Here is a 22,977-nt window from a genome sequence, read left to right as displayed (position 1 = left end):
GTCCCGAACACCTAACTCCCCTGCCCCCAGTCTCCGGGTATGTTCGGTATCGGCACGCTCCCCGACCTCCTGCGGTTGGCGGTACTCCCCGTCCTCGCGTGGACCGCGGTACGCGACGTTCGCACGCGGCGCGTCCCCAACGTCGTCTGGTATCCGCTGGCCGCGCTGGGTATCGCTCTGCTCGCGTGGGAACTGCTCGGCCACTTTCCGCCCGAGACCGTCTTCGACCGGCTCTACCTGATTCGCGTCGGCGTGAGCGTCTGTCTCGTCGTCCCGCTTTCGTATCTGTTCTGGCGGCTCGGCGGCTTCGGCGGCGCGGACGCGAAGGCGCTCATGGTGTTCGCCATCCTGCTCCCGACGTTCCCCAGCTACACCCTCGCCGGGACGGAGTTCCCGCTGGCCACCACCCGCCTCGGCGTCTTCTCGATGACGGTTCTCACGAACACGGTCATCGTCGGCCTCGCCTACCCGCTTTACCTCGCCGCCCGGAACCTCGCGGACGGCGAGTTCGAGTTCCCCATCTCGTTCGTCGGCCGCCGCGTCTCCGTGTCGTCGCTCCCGACGGCCCACGGCCGCCTGTTCGAGTCGCCCGAGGGCGTCACGCGGAACGGCCTCGACCTCGACGCGCTCCGGATGTACCTCCGCTGGCGCGGCCTGACGCTCGCGGACCTGCGTTCGAACCCGGAGGACCTCCGCGACCCCGACGGCATCGGCGAGACGTTCGACCCGACCGACGGCGCGGTCCACCGCGCGGCCACCGACGGCGGCGCGTCGGCCGATTTCGACGGCGACGGCGAGACCGCGGACGCCGCCGGCGGAGACGCCCCCGGAGACGACGGCCGCGAAGCCGACTCTGGCGGGTCGTTCGACGACCCGTGGGGCGCGGCCCAGTTCCTCGACAGCATCGAGGGCAGCGCCTACGGCACGTCGCCGGAGAAACTCCGCGGCGGACTGGACCTCGTGACGACCCGCGAGTCGGTGTGGATTTCGCCGGGCATCCCGTTTCTCGTCCCCATGTTCGTCGGCCTCGTCGTCGCGTTCGTCTACGGCGACGTGCTCTTCGGCGTCCTCGGCGCGCTCGGTATCGTCTGAGTCGCTGCGGAGTCTGCGTCGGGCGCGCCTTCCGCGCGGCGACGCACAAGAGATAACCCCCGCGACCGCGTGGCCCGAATCATGACCGTCGATGTCGACTTCGGCGAGGACGGCCTCGTCCCCGCCGTGGCGCAGGACGCCGACTCCGGAGAGGTGCTCATGCTGGCGTACGTCTCGCCGGAGGCGCTCGACCGAACCGTCGAGACGGGCCGGGCGCACTACTACTCGCGGAGCCGCGACGAACTCTGGGAGAAGGGGGCTTCGAGCGGCCACACACAGGAGGTTCGGGAGATCCGCGTCGACTGCGACGCCGACACCCTGCTGTATCTCGTCGACCAGAACGTCGGCGCGTGCCACACCGGCCACCGGTCGTGTTTCTACCGCACCGTCGAGGGCGACCACGTCGGCGAGCGCGTCTTCGACCCCGACGCGGTCTACGACGACGAGTGACCGATGCGAGCCGACCGATGACGACACCGACCGGCGCGGCGACCACGGCGACCCGTGGCGACCGACCCATGACCGCGGTCGCGGGCCGATGGTGAACGTCAGTCCGATTTCGCTGGTCGCCATCGTCGTGGGGCTGAGCTGTTTCGCCCTCGGCGGCCGACTGCTCAAGAGCGCCGCGGCCGCCCGCCGGGTCGCCCGCTCGGACGACCCGGAGTTCGTCCTCGACCCGACCCGCGAGGACCCGCCGGACGACGACCTCGACGGCGACGACCTCGAACGCGGCTTCATGCTTCTGGTGTTCGGGGCGCTGGCGCTTTTGTTCGCGGCGATTAGCCTGTGAGCGGCGCGCGAAAAGAGATTCTTTTTCGTCGGTTCTGTCGCCGAGTTACAGCGTCGCGACCGCGCTTCGGAGCGCGTCGGCGGCGTCTTCGGCGAGTTCGGTCGCGCGCTCCTCGGAGCGGCCTTCGGCGTAGACGCGGACTTTCGGCTCGGTCCCGGAGGGGCGGACGAGCACCCACGCGTCGCCGTAGTCGAGGCGGTAGCCGTCGGTCGTGTTCGGGGTCGCGTCGGCCGATTCGGCGTAGTCGGCGGCGGCGTTGAGCATCGCCGTCAACTCGGCTTCCTCGTCGTATTCGAGGTTGATGCGGACGTTGTAGTAGTCCTCGTAGGGCGCGACGAGTTCGCTCGCGGGGCGCTCGGCGACGAGTTCGAGGAACTTCGCCGCGATGTACGCGCCGTCGCGGACGAGGCGGTAGTTGGGGTAGAACACTCCTCCGTTCCCCTCGCCCGCGACGGGGACGTTCCGACCCTCGCGCCAGAGCTCGCGGATGCGGGTGATGAGGTTCGTCGCGCCGATGGGCGTGAGTTCGAGGTCGGCACCGACCTCCTCGCAGACGTCGACGAGGCGCTGGGAGACGTTCACGGCGGAGACGGTCGCGTCGCCCGGTTCGAGGGCGGCGGCCGCGAGGGCGGCCAGCGACGCCTCGCCGGAGATGCACTCGCCGTGCTCGTTCACGAAGACGGCCCGGTCGGCGTCGCCGTCGTGGGCGATTCCCACGTCGGCGTCGGTCGCGCGGACGAGGCGTTCGAGGTCGCGGAGGTTCTCGGGGACCGGCTCGGACTGGCGACCGGGGAAGTGGCCGTCGGGCTGGGCGTTGACCGTGCGGACCTCGCAGCCGAGTTCGCGGAGGAAGTCGGGCGTGACGAGCGACCCGGCGCCGTGGCCGGGGTCGAGCGCGACCGTGAGGTTCGCGGCGGCGATTTTCTCGCGGTCGACGTTGGCGAGGAGGTCCTCGCGGTAGTCGTCGTTCGCGGTCTCGACCGACCGGACGCTCCCGACGGCGTCCCACTCGGTCACGTCGAACTCCTCGGCGAGGATGTGGTCTTCGATGCGCTCTAGCTCCTCGACGGCGAGTTCGACGCCGTCGTCGCCGACGAGTTTGACGCCGTTGAACTCCGGGGGGTTGTGCGAGGCCGTGATGACGACGCCCGGAACGGCCTGATTCTCGCAGTAGCGGACCGCCGCGGGGGTGGGGACGACGCCGAGGTCGTCCACGTCGACGCCGACGCTCGCCAGCCCGGACTCGGCGGCGTTGACGAACATCTCGCCCGTGGTTCGGGTGTCCCGTGCGATGGCGACCCGGCCGGTGTTCCAGACCGTGCCGGCGGCCTTGGCGACGCGGAGGACGAACTCCGGGGTGAGGCTCTCACCCACCACGCCGCGGGTGCCGCTGGAACCGAAGAGTTTCATTGAGTGTGTGTGAACCCCGGCGCGACAAAGCCGTTCCGAACTGTTGGTTCGCTCGTTACGTTCCTCGGTGAACCCGGGTCGCCGTATCCGGTGCGTTTACGCACGCCGCTCGCCCACGGTGACGTATGTTCCCGGAGTTCGAAGTCGTCCCCGCGGTCGACATGCAAGACGGCGAAGTCGTCCAGCTCGTGCAGGGCGAACGCGGCACCGAAAAGAGCTACGGCGACCCAGTCGAGGCCGCCCGTCGCTGGGTCGACGCCGGCGCGGAGACGCTCCACCTCGTCGACCTCGACGGCGCGTTCGAGGGCGAGCGGAAGAACGCCCCGGCGGTGGACGCCGTCCTCGACGCGGTCGACGTGCCGCTCCAACTCGGCGGCGGCATCCGCACCGCCGACGACGCCCGCGACCTCTTGGACCGCGGCGTCGACCGCGTCATCCTCGGCACCGCGGCCGTCGAGAACCCCGATATCGTCGCCGAACTCGCCGCCGACTACCCCGACGGCGTGATGGTCAGCCTCGACGCGAAAGACGGCGAAGTCGTCGTCTCCGGCTGGACCGAGGGCACCGGCCTCGACCCCGCCGAGGCGGCCGCCCGCTACGAGGAACTCGGCGCGGCGGCCATCCTCTTCACCGACGTGGACGTGGAGGGGCAGCTCGAAGGCGTCCACCTCGAGACGACCTCGGCCGTCGTCGACGCGGTCGACATCCCGGTCGTCGCCTCCGGCGGCGTCGCCTCGCTCGACGACGTGCGCGCGCTCCGCGAGGCGGGCGCGGCGGCGACCGTCGTCGGCACCGCGCTCTACGAGGGTCGATTCACGCTCGAAGAAGCGATGGAGGCGTAGTCGCGTCGCCGGCACGCCGAGACGCACCCGAGACGCCGCGCACCGCTACGCGTCGAGATACGCGGCGACGGCCGCGGCGAGGCTCTCGACAGTTCCGTAGACGCCGACGGCGACGAACAGCGCGCCGATAATCGCGGTCTCGGGGCGCGAGGTCGCCAAGAACGGCCCGGCGAGGACGAGCATACTGACCGTCACCACGTCGCGTTTCGGACTGGCGGTCGCTCCGCGGCCCATCAGTCGCCCGCCCCCTGACGGGTCGACACTTTTCGCGTCGGTTCGCTCTCTATCACTTCAGACGCCCCCGCCGAGCACGACCGCGCTGACCGCGAGCGTCACCAGCGCGACGCCGAACGCGACAGCGACCCCGGACCGCGCGGTGAGCAGGAGTCCCCCGACGCAGATGGTGTACCCCACCACCAGCGCTCCCTTTCGCTGCATACCCCACCGTACGCGTCCGAACGCATGAACGCCCGTCAGACGCTCGTCTGACGCGTCGGCATCGAGAATCGCCCTCGCGGCGACGAGAATCCCTATATGCGCGGCCCGCCTCGAACGCGACATGAGCGACGCCGACCGACGCGCGGCCGTCTCCCGCGAGACGGCCGAGACGACCATCGACGTGACGCTGGCCATCGACGGCGACGGCGACGCGGTCGTCGACACCGGTATCGGATTTTTCGACCACATGCTGGAGGCCTTCGCCAAACACGGCCTGTTCGACCTGACGGTCCAGTGCGACGGCGACCTCCACATCGACGACCACCACACCGTCGAGGACGTGGCCATCGTCCTCGGCGAGGCGTTCACCGAAGCGCTCGGAGACAAGCGCGGCATCGTCCGCTACGCCGACCGCAAGGTCCCGCTCGACGAGGCCGTCGCCTCCGTCGTCGTCGACGTGTCGGGCCGCCCCTTCTTCGAGTTCTCGGGCGACTTTTCCCAACCGTACGTCGGCGAGTTCACCAGCCACATGGCCGAACACTTCGCCATGTCGCTGGCGATGAACGCCGGCCTCACGCTCCACGCGGGCGTCGAGGGCGACAACGCCCACCACGAGGTCGAGGCGCTGTTCAAGGCGCTCGCGCGCTCGCTCGACGACGCGACCCGCGTGGACCCGCGGCGCTCCGACACGCCGAGCACGAAAGGAAAACTGTAATCGCCGCCTGCTCCCTGATTCAGCGCGTTCGACCGCTCAGGGCCGCCGGAGCGTCCCCGAGTCGTCGACGAGCAGCCCGCGTTCGATTGCGTAGTCGAAGATGTCGGCCACCTCGTCGTCGTCGAGGTCGTACGCGCCGGACGCCAACGCCTCGACCTCCGCCCGCTCGACGGGGAACTCGCGGTTCTGGAGGATGCGGATGACCTTCCGGAACTTCGGCGGCTCCTCACCCCGGCCGGACTCGCCGTCGGGTCGGGGCTGCTCGTCGGCCGCCGACGCGGAGGGCTCGTTCTCGGTTTCGGTCTTGGCCTCGGCTTCGGTTTCGACCTCGGCTTCGTCGTCCACGCCGTCGTTGTCGTTCGCGTCGTCCCCCGGAGAACCAGCGTCGTCGCCCTCGTCGGGCGAGTCGTGGTCCGCCGGCTCCGGCGGCGTCGGCGCGGGGTCGACCGCGTTCACGTCGACGGAGGCGGCCTCGCCGCCCGACCCGCTCGTGGTTCGCTCCGGTGCCGCGGACGCGCCGGTCTCGGCCCGCGCGTCGTCGGCCACGTCCACGTCGGCGTCGACGCCGAGTCGGGAGAGAAGCGGCGCGATGACCTCGCTGAGGGTCTCCTCGCAGTGCTCGCAGAGGACGACGCGCCGCTGGTCGTCGGCCGGCGTCAACGCCGGCGGGAGTACCTCGAACACGCCGACGGCGTCGGTCCCACAGAAATCGCAGGTGCGTAGTTCGCGCATGGACGACCGGTCTCCGCGCCGACGGTTAAACCCATTCCCCGGACGCGGCGTCGGCGGCCCGCCGGCGGGGTCGACGCCGAATGCCTCGGCCGCGGCGTCGCCGGTGACGGACCACTTAATGCATCCGCCCGCAAATCCCCCGACCAACGAATGTTCGACGAGATTATGGAGAAGTTCGAGGGCAGCCCGAGCCAGCAGGCTGTCATTCGGCTCCTCTTGGAACGGGGCTTTTCCGTCAACGACCAGGGACGGGTCGTCTCGGGCGGCATCGAGATACCGAACACCGGAATCGCCCGCGAGGCCGAGGTCGACCGGCGGGTCGTCGACTCGACGACCGACGCCATCCTCGACGACGAGGAGCTTCGACGAATCTTCCAGAACATCTCGTCGATTCCGAGCCTGATGGACCTCGCGCCGGTGCTCGACCTCTCCGTGCTCACCGTCGAGGTGGCCGACGCCGACGAGCCCGGCATCGTCGCCACCGTCACCTCGAAACTCGCTGACGCGGACATCTCGATTCGCCAGACGATAAGCGAGGACCCCGAGTTCACCGACGACCCGAAGCTCTACATCATCACCGACGAGCCGATTCCCGGCGACCTGCTCAACGACCTGTCGAACCTCGGCTTCGTCCGCCGAATCACCATCGCCTGAGCCCGCCCGTCGGCACCGCGGATATTCTGTCAACACGGCAATAAGATTCTTGTAACCTCCCGCGGTAGTTTTTCGCATGGTGTCCATGCGCAGTTGCATGTGCTGTGGTGAGCCGATTTCCGAGACGCGCCACCTCTGCGGCGTCTGCATCCAAAACGGGTGTACGTCGTACGCGGACGCCTGCGGCCAGTAGCGCGTCGATTCCGGTTCGAATCCCCGTCGCCGTCGCCGTCGCTCCCCGTTGGTCGCGTCGCTTGCCCTCCTCGCCGCCCGCGTCGGTGCGCCGACGACACGGTGCGAACGCTTTTCCACGCCGCGACGCCAACTCGGTGGCATGACCGACGCCTATCGAACCGTCGCCGGCCGGGGCGACGCCCGCTTCGAGGTCAACGGCTCGGAGTTCATCGGCTACGTCTCCCCCGCGGAGACGGTCGAGGAGGCGGAGGCGTTCGTCACCGAAATCGAGGAGCGCCACCCCGACGCGACCCACAACGTCCCCGCTTACCGGGTACCCGCGGGGTCGGCCTCGTCGTCGGTCCCCGGCGAGGGGAGCGTCATGCTCCGCGAGTACCAGAGCGACGACGGCGAGCCGAGCGGCTCGTCGGGGAAACCGGCGCTCAACGTCCTCGTCCAGCAGGACGTGCGCAACGTCGCCGCCGTCGTGACGCGCTACTACGGCGGCACCAACCTCGGCGTCGGCGGCCTCGCCCGCGCGTACTCCCGGGCCGTGAAAGAAGCGCTCGACGCGGCGGGCGTCGTCGAGGAGATTCCCCACGAGCGGTTCACCGTAACCGTCGAGTACGACGACTCGGGGAGCGTTCGCGGGCTGTTAGAAAGCGCGGGCGTCGAGTTCGAGGCCGCCTACGAGGCCGACGTGTCCTTCGAGGTTCGCGTCCCCGTCGAGGACGGCCCGGAGCTCCGCGACCGCATCCGGAGCGCGACCAGCGGCCGCGCGAACATCGAGTAGCACGGCCGTCGGTCCGATTCGACGACCCTCGGCGCGTCGGCGCTCTCTCCGTTTCCTTTTCGCCCCCGACCCGCGAGCCCGCGGGGCTTCGACCCGAAACGAAGGGGTTCGCGGACTCGGGTGTCGACCCCGCCGCACCCCTTGTAACAGTCTCTCACAGTAGTCTACGGGGGTTCGGTTCGGGACGTTCGACTCGAACGAAAACCCGCCGAGGGGAATCGTTTCTCGACCCGAAAAGAGGGGGTCTGCGAGGTCGTGGGAGACACGGCCCCGACCCGACGCCGTCAGTCGACGATTATCTCGGAATCCGTCGAGTCGTCCGACGACCGCTTGGGCGACATCTGTTCTTCGTACTGGGTGATCCAGTCCGCGAAACAGGTCGGACAGAGCCGCTGGTCGTCCACGGTCGAGCCGTCGACCTGTAACTGGACCGCACGAGCGAGGGCGTCTTCGACCGCTCGTCCACAGCCGTCGCACGGGTCGCTCATCGTCGGCACCCTCCGGCGGCGCGAGGTTCGTCCATGCGTCGGAGGTGCGCGGGCGGTAACTTAGTCGTTACCCGAATCCGGGCCGGCGGTCGTCGCGACCGCCCGCGAGCCGTGACGCGACGAGGCGGGGCGAGGCGGGACGAGACGAGACGAGACCGAGTTACGTCGTGCGGAACGCGCGGTCGCCGGCGTCGCCCAGACCGGGGACGATGTAGCCGTCGTCGTCGAGGTAGTCGTCGATGGCGACCGTCAGCAGGTCGACCTCCGGGAACTCGTTGTCGACGCGGAGCAAGCCGTCGGGCGCGGAGACGGCCGAGAGGACGAACAGCTTTTCGGGGTCGACGCCGGCGTTTTCGAGGATGTGGTCGAGGACCGAGCACATCGTCGAGCCGGTGGCGAGCATCGGGTCCGCCACGATGACGGTGTCTTTCTCCGTGATTTCGGGGAGCTTCACGTAGTCGATGGTGATGGGGAAGCCGCCGTCGTCGTCCATCCCCGCCTCCTCGTCGCGGCCGGCGGAGATGACGCCCTGCTTCGCCCGCGGGAACGCCTTGAGCAGCCCTTCCACGAACGGCGTCGCGGCGCGGAGCACGTTGATGATGACGACGTTGTCGAGCCCTTTCACGCGCTCGCCGGTCGTCTCTGCGAGCGGGGTCTGGATGGTGACGTATTCGGTCTCCATCGCGCCGTCGATTATCTCGTAGCCACAGATGCGGCCGAGTTTGACGAGGCCTTTCCGGAAGGCGACCTGCGTCGTCTCCACGTCCCGGAGGCGCGAGAGCGTGTCCTTCGCCAGCGCGTGCGTGATGAGGTACGCGTCGTCTCGGTCTTCGATGGGCATCTTACTGAGAAGGCGGTTTCCCGAAGGACATAAATGCGGCTATCGGCCGCCAGCGGTCGCCTGCGGGTAGTTCACGCGGAGAATGGGTCGGTGACCCATCCCGCGGTTTCAGTTCGTCACGAGGTACGTGACCGCCGTGAGCACGAGCGCCGCCGACGCGACGTTGACGACCGAGAAGGCCGCGAGGTCGAGGTACGACAGGCCGTAGACGACCACCGCCGCGAACACGGTCGAGAGGACGAGGTTCATCACGAACAGCACCCGCGGGTCGCCCTCGCCCCACTCTATCTCCGCTTCGCGCTCCTCGGTATCGCCGCCGCGCTTCTCGTCGTCGCCGCCGGCCCGCTCCGACTCGCCGCTCATCGTCGGCCCTCCGGGACCGCGCCCGCGGTCGGAACCGACTCGCGTTCCCGGGTCGGCTCCGCGAGCGCGACTTCCTCGCCGGGGTCGGTCGGGAAGTCGCCGGCGTCCGCGGACGCGCCGGGGTCGAGCAGGTGGGCGTCGAGCGCGGCCGCGAGTGCGTCTTCGTCCATCTCGCGGCCGATAAACACCAGTTCGGTCCGCCTGTCGCCGTGGTCGTCGTGCCAGTCGAAGTCGGGGTGGTTGCGGCGGTAGGCGTCCTGTTCGAACTCGGGTCGGGAGGCGACCCACGGGCCGGCGGCGGCGACGTACGCTGACGGCCCGGCCTGACTGTAAGTGTAGTGAACGTCCTCGGCTCCGGCGACCCACAGCGACCCCTTCGCGCGAACGACCGAGTCGGGGAGGTCGCCCAGCACCGCGGCCGCGCCGTCGGGGTCCAGCGGCGCGCGGCGGCGGTAGACGAACGACGTGACGCCGTAGGTCGCCTCGGCGTGGGGCGTTTCGTCGTGGTCGTGGTCGTGGTCTCCGTCCGTGTGGTCGTCGTGGTCGTGGTCGCCCTCGTCGCCGTCATCGTGGCCCGCTTCGCCCTCCAGCGTCGCCCGCCAGCCGACGGGCGCGTCGGGGTCGTGGCAGTCCGACAGGAGCAGGTCCACGTCCACGTCGCCGTGGTCCGTCTCCACCACGGTCGCGCCGGGGCGGAGCGCCTTGACCGCGTCGCGGACCGCCCCGAGCTCCGCGTCGGAGACGAGGTCGCGCTTGTTGAGGACGACGAGGTCGGCGCTCTCGACCTGTTCGACGAGGAGGTCCGACAGCGGGCGCACCGAGCCGTCTCCCTCCTCGGCGACGGTTCGGTCCGGGTCGCCGCCGCCGAAGGTGTCCGCGAACAGCCGCGAGTCGACGACCGTGGCGAGGCCGGCCACGTCGTAGCGGGCGGCCGCCCGCGAGGTGACGAACAGTCTGGCGACCGGACCGGGCTCCGAGACGCCCGAGGCCTCGACGACGAGGTGGTCGAACGACCGCTCGCGCGCGAGGCGGACGACCGCGGTTTCGAGGTCGTCTTGTAGCTCACAGCAGATGCAGCCGTTCGACAGTTCGGTCACGCCGCCGCCGACCGCGAGGTCGGACTCCTCGGCGACGAGTTCGGCGTCGACGTTCACGGAGCCCATGTCGTTGACGAGCACGGCGATGTCGCGGTCGCCGGCGTTCGTCAACAGGTGGTTGAGTAGCGTCGTCTTGCCCGCCCCGAGACTCCCGCCCAGCACCGTCACCGGAATCGTCTCCCCCGCGTTCATGAGCGGGGCTACCGGGGCCGCACATATGAAATCGCAGGTAACCAGCGCGGACGTTCGTGAACGATACCCTTTTGTCCGACAGCGGGCGAGTGTGTAAACTGATGACGCTCGCCGCGCGCATCGAATCCTTCCGCGAACTCGTCGAAGAGTGGCTCCGCGGCCTCTACCACGGGATGGTTTCGCACCCCGCCTACGAGAAGATAGAACAGCAGGCCGAGGACGACGAGGACGCGTTCATGCTCGCGTGCTTCCCCGACGCGTTCGGCATCCCCTCGCCCATCTCGTACTACACCGCCGAACTGCTCCCCTATCTCGAAGACGAGTTCGAGGCGTGGGAGCGGCGGATGTGGGACCGCGGGTCGCTCCTCGAACGCAAGGGTCACCAGTACCACTTCTAACATGCGCAAATTCGTCTTCTTCGGCGGCAAGGGCGGCGTGGGCAAGACGACGATGTCGAGCGCCTACGCGGTCAAGTGCGCCCGCGACGGCGTCCGGACGCTCCTCGTGTCGACCGACCCGGCCCACAGCACGAGCGACGTGTTCGACCAGTCCTTTACCGACGAGCCCGCGGCGGTCGCGGGCGAGTCGAACCTCGACGCGATGGAAATCGACCCCGAGACCGAGGTCCGCGAACATCTCATGGAGACGAAGCGGGCGATGGGCGACCAGGTCAGCCCGGCGATGGTCAACGAAATCGACCGGCAGATAGAGATGGCCCACCAGACGCCCGGCGCGTACGAATCGGCGCTGTTCGACCGCTTTATCGACGTGATGCGCTCGGCGGACGACTACGACCGGGTCGTCTTCGACACCTCACCGACCGGCGGGACGCTCCGACTGCTCTCCCTGCCGGAGTACCTCGACGGCTGGATTCAGCGACTCCTCCACAAGCGCAAGGAGTCGGTCAAACTGTTCGAACGCGCCGCCATCGGCAACAACGAGCCCCGGCGCATGATGGACGGCGACCCCATCATCGCCCGCCTCGAACAGCGCCGCGACGACTTCTCGTTCGCCAAGACGACGCTCCAGGACGACGCCGCCTTCTTCCTCGTCGTGAACCCCGACGAGCTATCGCTCCGCGAGACCGAGCGCGCCATCGACCAACTCGACTCTTACGGCCTCGACGTGCGCGGTCTCGCGGTCAACCGCCTCACGCCCGAACCCGACCCCGACGAGTCGGGCCGGGGGGCGACGTTCTTGCGCGAGCGAGTCAAGACAGAGCGCGAGCGACTCGACGACCTCCGCGAGAATTTTTCACCGCCGCTCGTCGCCGCCGTCGAGACGCGGGTCGCGGAGGTCAAAGGCGACTTCCTCGGGGAGGTCGCGGCCGAACTCGACGTAGGCACCGCACCGGACACTCAGTAAGCTGTCACAACGAGCCGCGCGGCGGAAGTTTTCGACGCGCATCTCCGAACGAACCTGTCGTTCGAACACGATACATTCCTATCTATCGTTACCATTAAGGGAGGCATTTTCGTTTCTCCCAATGGGGCAGCGTACCATGGTACAAGTCATCTGGTTGGTCGTCACGGTGCTTGCGTTGTTTACCGTCGGGTATCTCGGTTACTCCCGATATCTCGCGCAGTTCGTCGAACTCGACGACAGTCGTGAGACGCCAGCGCACAAGTACGAAGACGGTCAAGAATACGTTCCGGCGAAAAAGCCGGTGTTACTGGGGCATCACTATTCGAGCATCGCGGGCGGCGCGCCGATTGTCGGGCCGATTACGGCGGGCGTGGTGTGGGGCTGGGTCCCCGCGCTCGCGTGGATTGCGCTCGGGAATCCGCTTCTCGGGAGCGTCCACGACTTCGTGTCGCTGTCGAGCAGCCTGCGACACGACGGGAAGTCTATCGGCTACATCATCGGCGAGTACGTCGGCGAGCGCGGCAAGAACATGCTGTTGTGGTTCGCGTTTCTCACCATCGTCCTCGTCGTCGCGGTGTTCGCCCTCGTGGTGGCCATCGTGTTCAACGCCTATCCCGAGGCGGCCACGGCGAGTCTGGTGTACATCGTCCTCGCGGTGCTGTTCGGCGTCTACCTCTATCAGCTGAATCTCCCGTTCCTGCTCGGGACGGGTGTGTTCGTCGCGGCGATGTTCGTCGGCGTCTACGCGGGGATTCAGTACCCGATTGCGCTGTTCGAGCCCGCGGCCCGCGCGCCCGCCGAGACGTTCGTCCTGTTCTCCGGCTCCGGCTCGTGGCTCCCGGGCGCGAGTTCGTTCAACGGGAACACCGCGGCGTGGGTCCCGATTATCCTCGTCTACGGGGCGGTCGCCAGCGCCCTCCCGGTGTGGGTGCTCCTGCAACCGCGCGACTACCTCTCGTCGTTCCTGCTGTACGCGGGCGTCGGCGGCGCGCTCGTCGCCATCGTCGCGGGCACGTTCTTCACGACCCCGACGCAGCCGCTCGTGACGAACCTCGAACCGTACTACGGCTTCATCGGTCGCTCCGGCGCGCCGCTGTTCCCGCTTCTGTTCATCACCATCGCCTGCGGGACCATCAGCGGGTTCCACTCGCTCGTCTCGTCGGGCACGACCTCGAAGCAGTTGAACAAGGAGTCCGACGCGCGCGTCATCGGCTACGGCGGCATGCTCGGTGAGGGCCTCCTCGCCACCGTCGCGCTGGCGACGGTCGCCATCATCGCGCCCGACGTGGGCGGCGGTATCGGCCTCGCGCTGCCGACGTTCGCCGCGGGCGGCGGCGTCATCCTGTCGAGCTTCGGCATCCCGACTGACTTCGGCGGGCCGTTCATGGCCCTCGTGCTGGTCAGCTTCCTCCTCACCTCGACCGACACCGCGGTTCGCCTCGGTCGCTACATGATGGAGGAAATCGTCGGGACGCCCGAGACGCCGGTCGAGGAGTTCGCGACCAACCGCTACGGCAACGCGTTCGTGCAGTCGCTGCCGGCGTACATCCTCATCACGAGCGGCTCGTGGCTGACGCTCTGGCAGCTGTTCGGGGGCGCGAACCAGCTGCTCGCCGCGCTGGCGCTCCTGACCGCGACCGTCTGGCTCGCCAACTGGGACGACTCCAAGCAGCTTCTCAGCACGGGCCTGCCGATGGCTCTCATGACGACCATCACGTCGCTGGGCCTGCTGTGGCTCGCGTTCCACGACAACGTCTACGCGAAGTTCATGAACCCCGAGTGGATGGCCTCGGCGGGCACCTTTGCGATGGTGGCCGCAGTCGTCCAAATCGTCCTCGCGCTGGTGCTCGTCTACCTGGCGCTTGCGCTGGCGAAAATCGGCTACGACAACATCAAAGACGCGCGGAGTTCGGGCGGCGGTGGCGGTCGCGGCGGTCGGCCGCAGCCGAGCGACGACTGACGCGCGACCGTTCGCCGTTCCGACGCCGCTTTTTTTTCACCGACGCAGCTTCCCGAGGAGTCGGTCCAACAGCCCGTCGGATGCGGCCGGCGACCCGTCGCTCCAGAGGGTGAACGCGGCGACCGAGTCGGCGTTGCGGCTCGCCGCGGCGTCCTCGTCGCTCGGCGCGACGACGGCGAGGTTCACCTCGTAGTGGCCGTAGTAGCCGAACTTCAGGAGCGTCCGGTCCGCGAAGTCGGACACGAACGCCCGAACTTCCTCCGGCACCGCGTCGGCGACGAGCACGAACGTGAACTCCGTCCCGTAGTGCTCCTCGTCGGGTTCTATCCACTCGTCGGCGAGCGCGTGGCCCAGTTCGACGAGCCGTTCGAGTTCGGCGACGGTGGCCGCGTCGACCCGCCGCGCGAGCATGTACTCCATCGCGTGGTGGTTGGCGTAGTTGATAGACCGGTGGAGGAACTGCTTTTGGCTCTCCATCCGCATCGAGCCGAACAGGTCGAACCGCTCGCCGCGGACGGCGTACTCCCGCTGCAAGTCGTAGTTGTACATGAGCCGCTCGGCCGCCCGGTCGAGGTACTCGTCGTCCCACTCGGGGCGGTCGAGGGCGGACTCCGTGGCCGACGCATCCGACTCCTCCGGCCCATCCGGGTCTCCCGCCCCTTCGGCGTCCTCGGGTTCGACGCTCCTCATTCCTCGTCGGAGTCGTAGGGCACGGCATCGCCCGACACGGCCGGCGAGCCGAGCGCGAGCAGTTCGACCGGCTCCGCGGCGTCCTCGGGGTTGTACGCCCGGTGGGGGCTCTCGGGGTCGGCGACGAACAGGCCGTGGGCGTCGACTTCGAACGTCTCGTCCGGCGTCTCGACGAACAGCGTGCCCGAGAGGACGTAGAACGCCTCCTCCTGTTCTGTGTGGTAGTGGTACGAAAGCGGCACCTGCTCGCCGGGGGCGGCCCGGAAGCGGTTGAGCGCGACGGTCTCCAAGCCGGCCTCGCCGCCGATGCGGCGGAGTTCGCACGGGCGGTCGTCGGCGGGCTCGACGGCGGTTGCGTCCACGACGCGATATCCCATGAGACGGAGCAACACGTTCGACCGTATAAGCCCGTCGCGACCCGCCCGGAAACCAAGGTTTATTCGTGAAGGTTCCGAAGCGCGGCGCATGGCAGACTCGACCCGCGAGGGGTGCGGTCGGTGTTCGATGACGACCGTCGTGGACGCCACCGCCGACGAGTCTCGCGACCCGCTCGGCGACGACCGAATCGAACTCGACGAGGCGGCGCTTCGGGCCGCGTCGCCGGGGGCGTGGCTCGGTCGGCTGTCGGCTCGCCTCGACGCGGCCGCCGAGCGCTTCGTCTACGGCGACCGCTAGACGTTCTCACCCGTGTGCGAACCCGTCCCCTCGCAGAGTTTATACCGTCTGGCACGTACTCCCGTCAACGACAATGGAAGAGAGCATCTCCGGGTTCAAACGCCGTGGCACCTGGGACGAGGTCGTCGAACACGGGGAGCGAATCACCCGCGCGCTCCGCGACGCCGACGTCGACAGCACCGCCTTCGACGACTGGGACGAGTGGCGACCCAAGTCCCACGAGCGACTCGGTGAGGACGTAAACGAGAAGACGGCCCAGCAGGCCAGCGTCGGCGAGGGCGAAGGCGAGAAGGCGGGCAAGACGCCCAACGACGACCTCAAGACGGCGGGCGAGAAGCTGTCTCGGTCCTACGAGCGGGTCGAGGAGGGCGACAACGAGGGAGCCGTCGAGTCGTGGCAGGACTCCATCAACTACGTCGCCCGCGCGGCCGACTCCGCCGGGCGGAAGGCGCTGCGGAAGGTCGAGGACACGGTCTACCGCAACGTGATGACCCAGTTGGCTCCGTACTACTTCGACAACGAACTCGTGAGCGCGAACATCCAGCGGGTCGGCCGCGGCTCCGGCGACGAGCGGTTCGTCTTCGAGGTGAACGTCAACGACGACGAGCTGAAGTCGATGGTGTCGGAGACGCTGCGCGACTTCGAGGACGAAATCGACCGCTGGCACATCGACACGCCGAAAGAGACCGAGGTCGCGGAGGCCGTCGAGGGCGTGGAGGTGCCGACGACCGACGAGGAACACCGGTCTAACTGGACGACGAACTGAGCCGGATCCGGGTTCGGCTCGACTCGCCGCCCGCCGCCCGCCGCCCGCCGTCGGCACGCGCTTCCGTCGGCACTCGCCGCCATCGACAATACTGATACCGCTCGCCTGCGACCCTCCGGTATGCCCGAGCCGCTCCGAGTCGAGTCCGGCGAACTGACCGCAGACGAAATCCTCGACGCGCTCCGCGAGGGTCGCCGCGTCGTCGTCCGAGCGGAACTGCTCGGCGGCGTCCACGAGGTGACGCTCCGCCACGACGGGACGGTCTTTTACTGCGACACGCCGACGACGCTCCACAAACACGAGGACGAAGACGGGATGCGCGCCTGCGTGCTGAAGATGGGCTACGCGAAAGAGTAGCGTCGGTGCGGTTCCCGGCCGCGGCGGCCGCTCGCTCGCCTGTAAGTGAGGGTTTAATCCGACGCACGGCGAACAGGTGTGCATGGCCGACGCACCGGACATGGGCGAACTGATGGAGACCGAGGACCCGAACTTCGGACAGGTCCTCGCGTGCGTCTTCGGCATCCAGAGCCACGAGAGTCGGACGTATCTCGCACTACTCGACAACCCCGGAAGCACCGTCGCGGAGTTGGCGGAGGTGCTCGACCGCGACCGCAGCAACGTCAACCGCTCTTTGACGACGCTCCTCGACAAGGGCCTCACCGAGCGCAAGCGCCGCCTGCTCGACCCCGGCGGCTACGTCTACCAGTACACGGCCACCCCGCTCCCCGAGGCCAAGGAGATGATGCACGCCGCGCTCGACGAGTGGGCGGAGGACGTTCACGCCCGCATCGACGCCTTCGGCGAGTCGTAGGTTCTTCGTCGTCTTCGAAGCCTCTCGGCCGACCGCGTTCTCGGTGCGCCTGTCGCCCGGCAGGTGCCGCCCAAACCCGCCCGCTTTTGTCCCTCTGGTGCCACCGCCCGAGCAATGAGCCTCGAACTCACGGCACCCGCCCCCGAGGAGCCATCCGTCGCCGCCGACGGCACCTGGCTCGAATGTATCGCGTGCGGCGCGCAGTTCGCGCCGTTCGAGGACGTTCGGTACACCTGCGACGACTGCGACGGCCTCCTCGAAGTCCGCTACGCGTCCCCGCCGACCTGGGACGACTTCGAGGGCCGCGGCGTCTGGCGCTACAACGCCGCGCTCCCCTTCGAGGAGGGCGTCTCGCTCCCCGAGGGCGCGACGCCGCTCCACGAGGTACCCCGCCTCGAAGCCGACGTGGGCGTCGAGACGCTCCGCGTCAAACACGAGGGGATGAACCCCACCGGCTCGTTCAAGGACCGCGGCATGACCGTCGGCGTCCGCGTGGCAAAGGAACTCGGCGTCGGCCGCCTCGCCTGCGCCTCGACCGGCAACACCTCCGCGGCGCTCGCCGCCTACGGCGCGCGCGGCGGGATGGAGACGCTCGTGTTGCTCCCCGCCGGGAAGGTCGCCGCCGGGAAAATCGCGCAGGCGTCGCTCCACGACGCGCGCATCCTCGAAGTCGACGGCAACTTCGACTCCTGTCTCGACATCGTCCAGGACCTCGCCGCCCGCGGCGAGGCGTACCTCCTCAACTCGCTGAACCCCTTCCGACTGGAGGGCCAGAAGACCATCGGCCTCGAAATCTTAGAGGAGTTCCACGAGGACTACGGCAGCTACCCGGACCGCATCGTCCTCCCCGTCGGCAACGCGGGCAACACCTCCGCGCTCTACAAGGCGTTCCGCGAACTCGTCCAGTCGGGCGCGCTCGACGCCGACGACGTGCCGAAACTGACCGGCGTGCAGGCCGAGGGTGCGGCCCCGATGGTCGAGGCCGTCGAGAACGGCTGGGACGACACCCAGCGCTGGGAGGACGTCGAGACGCGCGCGACCGCCATCCGCATCGGCAACCCGGTCAACGCGCCGAAGGCGCTCCCCGGCATCCGCGAGACCGACGGCACGGCCGTCGCCGTCTCCGACGAGGAAATCACCGCGGCGCAGCGCGACCTCGCGGCCGAGGGCGTCGGCGTCGAACCCGCCTCCGCCGCCTCCGTCGCCGGCCTCCGAAAGCTCCGCGCCGAGGGCGTCGTCTCCGAGGACGAACAGGTCGTCTGTCTCACGACGGGCCACCTGCTGAAGGACCCCGACGCGGCGTTCGAAGCGGGCGACGACCCCGAACCGGTCCCGAACGACACCGAAGCGGTCCTCGAACACCTCGCCGAGTAGGCGCGCCGCCGGGCCCCGTGCCGACCGTGGCTGACCGTCGCTGACGGCCGCACACGACGGCGCTCGCCGCGGTCCGACCGCCGGCGATGACGCGCGTCGGGTGCGCGTCTGACACATTCTTTTCATTCTGTGGTACGTCGTGGCACACGATGTCGCTCAGCAGTATGCCGACCGGGACCGTCAGCCGGGACGGGGCCGGTTCGAGAACGTACCCGCCGGACGGAATCGACAACGGGCCGTCCGAAACCGCGTCTTCGGCCTCCGCAGCCCCCGCGTCTTCGGCCACGTCCACCAACGAATCCACGGCCTCGTCAGCGCCCTCGTCCTCGCCCGCATCCTCACCCGCGTCCGCGACTCCGTCAGCACAGGCGTCCACGGCCTCGCAGTCGCGCGGCCGTCAGCAGTCGCGCGGTCGCCGCCCGTCGCCCCCCGCCGACGCGCGGGGCCGAGACGCCCTCCAGCGCGAGAACGAGGCGCTTCGGCGCGCGAACGCTCGGCTCAACGCCCGACTCGACAGCGCCGAAACGAACCAACAGGAGATAATCGACCGCTACGAACGGTTGCTGGCCGAGCGTCGGGACGGGAGCCGAAAACAGACTCGCGGTCGCTCGGCCCCGCGAAACGACCGGTCGCGCCGCTCGGGAGTCGAATCGAACGCGGCCGACGCGGTGCGGTCCGCCGTCGGGCGCGTGGTCGAGGGCGTCGCGTCGGCGCTCGGCCGACGGTAGCTCGTCTCGTTTTTCAGAAGATTCGGGTCGGCCGCTTCAGAGCGTGATGAGGTCGACGTCGATGATGCGGTCGTCGGCGAGGAGCTTCTCGCGGACGCTTTCGGGCACGTCGTCGTCGAGGTTGTAGACGGTCAGCGCCTCGCCGCCGGCCTTCGCGCGGCGGGCGTTGAACATCCCGGCGATGTTCACGTCGTTCTCGCCGAGGACGGTCCCGATGAAGCCGATGACTCCCGGCTTGTCGTAGTTGCGGGCGACGAGCATCTGGCCGTACGGGATGGCGTCCAGCCGGTAGCCGTTGATGCGGACGATGCGCGGGTCCTCGCCGGTGAACAGCGTCCCCGAGACGGTCATCTCCTCGTCGCCGTTGCGGACGGTGACGGTCACGAGGCTCTGGAAGTCGTCGGACTGGCGGGACTTCGACTCGACGACCTCGATGCCGCGCTCCTCTGCGACCTGCGGGGCGTTGACGGCGTTGACCTGCCATTCGAGCGGCGCGAAGACGCCCTTCAGCGCGGAGGCCGTGACGAGTTCGATATCCTCGGCAGCGATGTCGCCGGTGTAGGTGACCTCGACTTCGTTGAGGCGCCCGCCCAGCAGTTGGGCGGCGATTTTGCCGGCGGTCTCGGCGAGGCCGATGTACGGCTGGATGCGCGGGAAGGCGCTCTCGTCGACCGAGGGCGCGTTGAGCGCGTTGATGACGGGTTCGTCGCGGAACGCGGCGACCACTTGGTCGGCCGTCGAGACGGCGACGTTCTCCTGTGCGGCCGAGGTGGACGCGCCGAGGTGCGGCGTGACGACCACGTCGTCGACGGACAGAAGCGGGTTGTCGGGCGAGACGGGCTCGTCTGCGAACACGTCGACCGCGGCTCCGTCGATGACGCCGGCGTCGACGGCCTCGGCGAGGGCGGCCTCGTCGACCACGCCGCCGCGGGCGCAGTTGATGAGGTAGCCGCTGCCCATCGTTTCGAGTTCGTCGGTGGAGATGAGCCCCTCCGTCTCGGGGGTCAGCGGCGTGTGGACGGTGAGGAAGTCGGCGCGAGAGAGACAGGCGTCGAACTCGACGAGTTCGGCACCGAGCTGGTCGGCGCGCTCCTCCCCGATGTAGGGGTCGAAGGCCACGATGTCCATCCCGAGCGACGAGAACTTCTTTGCGACCTCCTGGCCGACGCGGCCGAGGCCGACGACGCCGAGGGTCTTGCCGTTGACCTCGTTGCCGAGGTAGTCGGACTTGGCCCACTCGCCGTCCTTCAGGCGGGCGTGAGCCTGCGGAATCGAGCGCGCGGCGGCGAAGCCCATCGCGACCGTGTGCTCGGCGGCGGCGCGGACGTTCCCCTCGGGCGCGTTGGCGACGATGACGCCGTGTTGGGTCGCGGCGTCGATGTCGATGTTGTCGACGCCGATGCCGGCGCGTCCGACGATGACGAGGTCGGGTGCCGCCTCGAACACCTCGGCGGTCACCTGCGTTCCGGAGCGGACGATGAGCCCGTTCGCGTCGGAGACGGCTTCGAGCAGCGCGTCACCTTCGACGTCGTACGCGGTCTCTACCTCGTAACCGGCCTCGCGTAACCGGTCCAGACCCGCGTCGGCGATCGGGTCCGTGACGAGTACCTTCATGCGCGTAGGGTCTGACCCGTGCGGGTTAAGGGTTGTCACAACGGCCGATATCGTGACATTGAGACTGTCTCGCATGGGTTGGCGTCTCAACACGTTCGCCCACTAGTATTATCTGCGCGAGTCCGATAGATTCAGTAGATGGTCTTCCGTCCCGAGAACGCTTCGCCGGCGACGCAACCGCCCGAGGTGTCGCTTCCGGACTCCGGGTCCGTGCTCATCGCCGGCCCGACGATGACGCGGAAGCGGCGGCTCATGCTCTCGATGCTCGCGCCCGGCGAGCGTACCGACGCGGGGACGGTCGTCGTGACGACGAAAAAGCCCGCCCCGAGCATCGCACGGGAGCTGTCGTACATCAGCGGGTCGCCCCCGGAGCAGTTCGAGGTCATCGACACGACGAGCGTCGCAGACCTCCTCGATGACCGCGCCGACGCGGGAAACCTCCGGTACGTCTCCAGCCCCGGCGACCTGACCGGCATCGGCATCCACCTGACCGAGTCGCTCCGGGAGCACTACGAGGCGAGTCGGTCGGCCCGCGTCGGCCTGCACGTCCTCTCGACGCTCGTGATGTACACCGACCTCAAGCGGCTGTTCCAGTTCCTCCACGTCATCACGGGCCGCATCTCCGCGGCCGGGTTCACGGGCGTCTTCACGCTCGACACCGGCTTCGTCGACGAGCGCGAACTCGCGCTCCTCAAACAGCCGTTCGACGGCTTCGTCGAGACGCGCGACACCGACGGCGACCCCGAGTTCCGGGTCCGCGGCCTCGACGACGGCCCGCGGTCGTGGACGCCGCTTCGAATCTGAGCGGGTTCCGGAGGCGGCCGGCGAGCCTTCTCACGACAGGTGCGTCACCGCGAGGTCGACCAGCGGCGAGTTCGCCCGGTCGAACGTCGCGATGGCCCCCGACCACTCGTCGTGCGGATAGATGGCGACGACGACCTCGTCGAACCACCGGATGACGGCGTTCAACTCCCCGTAGTCATCGAGTTCGGGTTCGTTGACTGGCTCGCCGAGCGCCTTCATCACGAGCGTCTTCACGCGCTCGGTGCGCGCGTCCGGTTCGAGCGCCTCGTCGATATCGCCGCGGAGGTAGAGCAGTTCGAACGCCTCGCCGTCGTACTGGCCGACCGCGCGCACCTCGGCCTCGTCGAGGTCGTGCAGGCTTCGGACGAACTGTCGGAGCGGACTGTCTCCTTCCTCGCCGAAGTCCTCGGCAAGGTCGGCTTCGACGTCGCTGAGCGTCTCGTGTTCGGCGTCGTGGAGGTCGTCCATACGTGTTGTCAGGGAGACGATGGATAAATAGCTGTGCGCGGCGTCGCCGCGGTTTCCCGGCGGTCGGCTCGCCAGCGTCCCTCCCGCGCCGCATAACTGCCGACGCGGAAGCTTTGAAACCCCGCGGCGACGACGGGCAGATATGCGCATCATCGCCTTCGACTTCGACGGCACGCTCTCGGACTCCGAGATGACGGTCCTCCTCGGCAAGAAGAACGGCACGGCCGACGAGATGGCCGACATCACCGAGCGAGCCATGAACGACGAGCTGAGCTACGCGGAGAGCCTCCGGTCGCGCGCCCGCCTCCTCGAAGGTCTCGAAGAGGAACTCGCAGAGGAGGCCTACGGCGAGGTGGCACTCCGCCCCGGCGCGGCCGACCTCATCCAGCGCCTCCGCGACTACGGCCACCACGTCGCCATCTTCACCGGCGGCTTCGAACGCGGCGTCGAGCGCGCGCTCGAAAAGGAAGGCGTCGAAGTCGACGACATCGTCTCGAACCGCCTGCCCGTGAAGGGCGGCCGACTCACCGGCGACGTGGAAGGGTCGCTTATCGAGGGCACGAAGGACACGGCGCTGGAGACTCACGCCGCCGAACTCGACGTACCCATGGACCGAACGGTCGCGGTCGGCGACGGCGCGAACGACCTCCCGATGCTCGAAGTCGCCGGCCTCTCGGTCGGCTTCGTCCCCAAGGACGCGGTCCGCCCGGCCTGCGACGCCGTCGTCGCCTCCATGGACCGACTCGGAAAGCTCTTCGAGAGCCACGGGATTCTCGACGCCGACGAGTAGACTGCTTGTGGTCTGCTAACACTTATCATATCTCGGCCCGTAGCGCCGCGCATGGCAATCAGCGACGTCAACACGCCCGAACTCTGGGTGGCGGGCTTCGCCTTCGTGGTTCTCGCGGTCGCCGCCCTGTTCGAGGGCGTCGTCCTCCTCGATGTCCGCACACTCGGCGTCGACGAGTCGCTTCCCGCGGCCGTGGCAGTCGTGGGGACGATGCTGGCGCTGTGGTGGTTCGACGACGGGTGAGCGCGACCGCGACCCAGACAGGACAGAACAGAACTGAACCGACGCTGAACTGCTCTTTTTGCGACTGT

31 protein-coding genes are annotated in these 22,977 nt (G+C 68.6%); 19 read left to right on the top strand and 12 right to left on the bottom strand.

The window, feature by feature from the left end:
- Positions 1-39 precede the first annotated feature (39 nt).
- The 3 genes from DEQ67_RS14775 to DEQ67_RS14765 all read left to right on the top strand — a co-directional run bounded on the left by DEQ67_RS14775 (position 40) and on the right by DEQ67_RS14765 (position 1,882).
- Positions 40-1,092, top strand: a complete 1,053-nt coding sequence (locus tag DEQ67_RS14775; protein WP_115801947.1) for an A24 family peptidase — start codon at positions 40-42, stop codon at positions 1,090-1,092.
- Between the two features lie 81 nt (positions 1,093-1,173).
- Positions 1,174-1,542, top strand: a complete 369-nt coding sequence (gene hisI / locus DEQ67_RS14770) for a phosphoribosyl-AMP cyclohydrolase (RefSeq protein ID WP_115801946.1) — start codon at positions 1,174-1,176, stop codon at positions 1,540-1,542.
- A gap of 88 nt (positions 1,543-1,630) precedes the next feature.
- Positions 1,631-1,882 (top strand): hypothetical protein, encoded by a 252-nt coding sequence (locus DEQ67_RS14765; RefSeq protein ID WP_115801945.1) that lies wholly within the window; start codon positions 1,631-1,633, stop codon positions 1,880-1,882.
- 45 nt (positions 1,883-1,927) lie between these two features.
- Here the strand turns inward: DEQ67_RS14765 and glmM are convergent, their stop codons facing one another.
- On the bottom strand, positions 1,928-3,292 hold the full coding sequence (glmM, locus tag DEQ67_RS14760) for a phosphoglucosamine mutase (protein WP_115860739.1): 1,365 nt from the start codon (positions 3,290-3,292) through the stop codon (positions 1,928-1,930).
- Between the two features lie 125 nt (positions 3,293-3,417).
- Here glmM and hisA point away from each other — a divergent pair, with 125 nt between their 5' ends.
- A complete protein-coding gene (gene hisA / locus DEQ67_RS14755; RefSeq protein WP_004065951.1) occupies positions 3,418-4,134 on the top strand; it encodes a 1-(5-phosphoribosyl)-5-[(5-phosphoribosylamino)methylideneamino]imidazole-4-carboxamide isomerase in 717 nt (238 codons plus the stop codon).
- 45 nt (positions 4,135-4,179) lie between these two features.
- Here hisA and DEQ67_RS14750 read toward each other — a convergent pair whose 3' ends face one another.
- Positions 4,180-4,368, bottom strand: a complete 189-nt coding sequence (locus tag DEQ67_RS14750; RefSeq protein WP_008576453.1) for a hypothetical protein — start codon at positions 4,366-4,368, stop codon at positions 4,180-4,182.
- Positions 4,369-4,425: 57 nt separating this feature from the next.
- Positions 4,426-4,572 (bottom strand): hypothetical protein, encoded by a 147-nt coding sequence (locus DEQ67_RS14745; RefSeq protein WP_223173856.1) that lies wholly within the window; start codon positions 4,570-4,572, stop codon positions 4,426-4,428.
- Between the two features lie 121 nt (positions 4,573-4,693).
- Here DEQ67_RS14745 and hisB point away from each other — a divergent pair, with 121 nt between their 5' ends.
- A complete protein-coding gene (hisB, locus tag DEQ67_RS14740; protein WP_004044873.1) occupies positions 4,694-5,287 on the top strand; it encodes an imidazoleglycerol-phosphate dehydratase HisB in 594 nt (197 codons plus the stop codon).
- A 36-nt stretch (positions 5,288-5,323) separates the two neighbouring features.
- Here the strand turns inward: hisB and DEQ67_RS14735 are convergent, their stop codons facing one another.
- The gene (locus DEQ67_RS14735) at positions 5,324-6,019 is read right to left on the bottom strand and encodes a hypothetical protein (protein WP_004065955.1); all 696 of its coding nucleotides are present in this window, start codon (positions 6,017-6,019) and stop codon (positions 5,324-5,326) included.
- Positions 6,020-6,169: 150 nt separating this feature from the next.
- Here DEQ67_RS14735 and DEQ67_RS14730 point away from each other — a divergent pair, with 150 nt between their 5' ends.
- Both DEQ67_RS14730 and DEQ67_RS14725 read left to right on the top strand, forming a co-directional pair.
- Entirely contained in the window at positions 6,170-6,673 is a 504-nt protein-coding gene (locus DEQ67_RS14730) for an ACT domain-containing protein (RefSeq protein WP_004044870.1), read from the top strand.
- Positions 6,674-7,007: 334 nt separating this feature from the next.
- The gene (locus DEQ67_RS14725; protein ID WP_115801943.1) at positions 7,008-7,640 is read left to right on the top strand and encodes an IMPACT family protein; all 633 of its coding nucleotides are present in this window, start codon (positions 7,008-7,010) and stop codon (positions 7,638-7,640) included.
- 284 nt (positions 7,641-7,924) lie between these two features.
- On the opposite strand, the gene DEQ67_RS14720 is transcribed toward DEQ67_RS14725, so the two are convergent.
- From DEQ67_RS14720 to DEQ67_RS14705, 4 genes are all read right to left on the bottom strand, one after another.
- Entirely contained in the window at positions 7,925-8,128 is a 204-nt protein-coding gene (locus tag DEQ67_RS14720) for a DUF7569 family protein (protein WP_004044866.1), read from the bottom strand.
- 160 nt (positions 8,129-8,288) lie between these two features.
- The gene (gene upp, locus DEQ67_RS14715; protein WP_004044864.1) at positions 8,289-8,969 is read right to left on the bottom strand and encodes a uracil phosphoribosyltransferase; all 681 of its coding nucleotides are present in this window, start codon (positions 8,967-8,969) and stop codon (positions 8,289-8,291) included.
- A gap of 108 nt (positions 8,970-9,077) precedes the next feature.
- Positions 9,078-9,332 (bottom strand): hypothetical protein, encoded by a 255-nt coding sequence (locus DEQ67_RS14710; protein WP_115891794.1) that lies wholly within the window; start codon positions 9,330-9,332, stop codon positions 9,078-9,080.
- Positions 9,329-10,621 (bottom strand): CobW family GTP-binding protein, encoded by a 1,293-nt coding sequence (locus DEQ67_RS14705; protein WP_115891793.1) that lies wholly within the window; start codon positions 10,619-10,621, stop codon positions 9,329-9,331. Before DEQ67_RS14705 ends, DEQ67_RS14710 begins: the two co-directional genes overlap by 4 nt.
- A 101-nt stretch (positions 10,622-10,722) precedes the next feature.
- On the opposite strand from DEQ67_RS14705, the gene DEQ67_RS14700 reads away from it, so the two are divergent.
- The 3 genes from DEQ67_RS14700 (at position 10,723) to DEQ67_RS14690 (ending at position 13,946) form a co-directional block, all read left to right on the top strand.
- Positions 10,723-11,019 (top strand): hypothetical protein, encoded by a 297-nt coding sequence (locus tag DEQ67_RS14700; protein WP_115801940.1) that lies wholly within the window; start codon positions 10,723-10,725, stop codon positions 11,017-11,019.
- Position 11,020: 1 nt separating this feature from the next.
- Complete coding sequence (locus tag DEQ67_RS14695; RefSeq protein WP_004065960.1) at positions 11,021-11,986, top strand: ArsA family ATPase; 966 nt, start codon at positions 11,021-11,023, stop codon at positions 11,984-11,986.
- A 136-nt stretch (positions 11,987-12,122) separates the two neighbouring features.
- Positions 12,123-13,946 (top strand): carbon starvation CstA family protein, encoded by a 1,824-nt coding sequence (locus tag DEQ67_RS14690; RefSeq protein WP_115860745.1) that lies wholly within the window; start codon positions 12,123-12,125, stop codon positions 13,944-13,946.
- 36 nt (positions 13,947-13,982) lie between these two features.
- Here DEQ67_RS14690 and DEQ67_RS14685 read toward each other — a convergent pair whose 3' ends face one another.
- Both DEQ67_RS14685 and DEQ67_RS14680 read right to left on the bottom strand, forming a co-directional pair.
- Positions 13,983-14,636, bottom strand: coding sequence for a hypothetical protein (locus tag DEQ67_RS14685; RefSeq protein ID WP_115860747.1), 654 nt, complete (start codon positions 14,634-14,636; stop codon positions 13,983-13,985).
- Complete coding sequence (locus DEQ67_RS14680) at positions 14,633-15,013, bottom strand: cupin domain-containing protein (protein ID WP_115801936.1); 381 nt, start codon at positions 15,011-15,013, stop codon at positions 14,633-14,635. Before DEQ67_RS14680 ends, DEQ67_RS14685 begins: the two co-directional genes overlap by 4 nt.
- 88 nt (positions 15,014-15,101) lie before the next feature.
- Between DEQ67_RS14680 and DEQ67_RS14675 the strand changes: the two genes are divergently transcribed.
- The 6 genes from DEQ67_RS14675 (at position 15,102) to DEQ67_RS14650 (ending at position 18,990) form a co-directional block, all read left to right on the top strand.
- A complete protein-coding gene (locus DEQ67_RS14675; RefSeq protein WP_006600884.1) occupies positions 15,102-15,311 on the top strand; it encodes a hypothetical protein in 210 nt (69 codons plus the stop codon).
- A 73-nt stretch (positions 15,312-15,384) separates the two neighbouring features.
- Entirely contained in the window at positions 15,385-16,077 is a 693-nt protein-coding gene (locus DEQ67_RS14670) for a DUF5828 family protein (protein ID WP_004065968.1), read from the top strand.
- Between the two features lie 120 nt (positions 16,078-16,197).
- Positions 16,198-16,434, top strand: coding sequence for a hypothetical protein (locus DEQ67_RS14665; protein WP_004065969.1), 237 nt, complete (start codon positions 16,198-16,200; stop codon positions 16,432-16,434).
- Positions 16,435-16,516: 82 nt separating this feature from the next.
- Complete coding sequence (locus DEQ67_RS14660; protein WP_004044838.1) at positions 16,517-16,888, top strand: helix-turn-helix domain-containing protein; 372 nt, start codon at positions 16,517-16,519, stop codon at positions 16,886-16,888.
- Positions 16,889-17,002: 114 nt separating this feature from the next.
- Positions 17,003-18,262 carry a threonine synthase gene (gene thrC, locus DEQ67_RS14655; RefSeq protein WP_115891792.1) on the top strand — a complete coding sequence of 420 codons (1,260 nt, stop codon included), beginning with the start codon at positions 17,003-17,005 and terminating at the stop codon, positions 18,260-18,262.
- Between the two features lie 149 nt (positions 18,263-18,411).
- A complete protein-coding gene (locus DEQ67_RS14650; RefSeq protein WP_115891791.1) occupies positions 18,412-18,990 on the top strand; it encodes a hypothetical protein in 579 nt (192 codons plus the stop codon).
- Between the two features lie 36 nt (positions 18,991-19,026).
- On the opposite strand, the gene serA is transcribed toward DEQ67_RS14650, so the two are convergent.
- Positions 19,027-20,604: a phosphoglycerate dehydrogenase gene (gene serA, locus DEQ67_RS14645; RefSeq protein WP_006600886.1), complete on the bottom strand. Its 1,578-nt coding sequence runs from the start codon at positions 20,602-20,604 to the stop codon at positions 19,027-19,029.
- A gap of 138 nt (positions 20,605-20,742) precedes the next feature.
- Between serA and DEQ67_RS14640 the strand changes: the two genes are divergently transcribed.
- A complete protein-coding gene (locus DEQ67_RS14640) occupies positions 20,743-21,408 on the top strand; it encodes a DUF7504 family protein (RefSeq protein WP_115801933.1) in 666 nt (221 codons plus the stop codon).
- Positions 21,409-21,438: 30 nt separating this feature from the next.
- Here DEQ67_RS14640 and DEQ67_RS14635 read toward each other — a convergent pair whose 3' ends face one another.
- The gene (locus tag DEQ67_RS14635; protein ID WP_115801932.1) at positions 21,439-21,876 is read right to left on the bottom strand and encodes a hypothetical protein; all 438 of its coding nucleotides are present in this window, start codon (positions 21,874-21,876) and stop codon (positions 21,439-21,441) included.
- 142 nt (positions 21,877-22,018) lie between these two features.
- Here DEQ67_RS14635 and serB point away from each other — a divergent pair, with 142 nt between their 5' ends.
- Both serB and DEQ67_RS14625 read left to right on the top strand, forming a co-directional pair.
- The gene (serB, locus tag DEQ67_RS14630; protein WP_004065980.1) at positions 22,019-22,666 is read left to right on the top strand and encodes a phosphoserine phosphatase SerB; all 648 of its coding nucleotides are present in this window, start codon (positions 22,019-22,021) and stop codon (positions 22,664-22,666) included.
- A 51-nt stretch (positions 22,667-22,717) separates the two neighbouring features.
- Positions 22,718-22,909 (top strand): hypothetical protein, encoded by a 192-nt coding sequence (locus tag DEQ67_RS14625; RefSeq protein WP_004044830.1) that lies wholly within the window; start codon positions 22,718-22,720, stop codon positions 22,907-22,909.
- Positions 22,910-22,977: the final 68 nt, after the last annotated feature.

It is taken from the genome of Haloferax sp. Atlit-48N (assembly GCF_003383015.2).
GTDB lineage: Archaea > Halobacteriota > Halobacteria > Halobacteriales > Haloferacaceae > Haloferax > Haloferax volcanii.
Note: the sequence above shows the minus strand (reverse complement) of the source record. Positions and strands in the feature narration are given on the sequence as shown.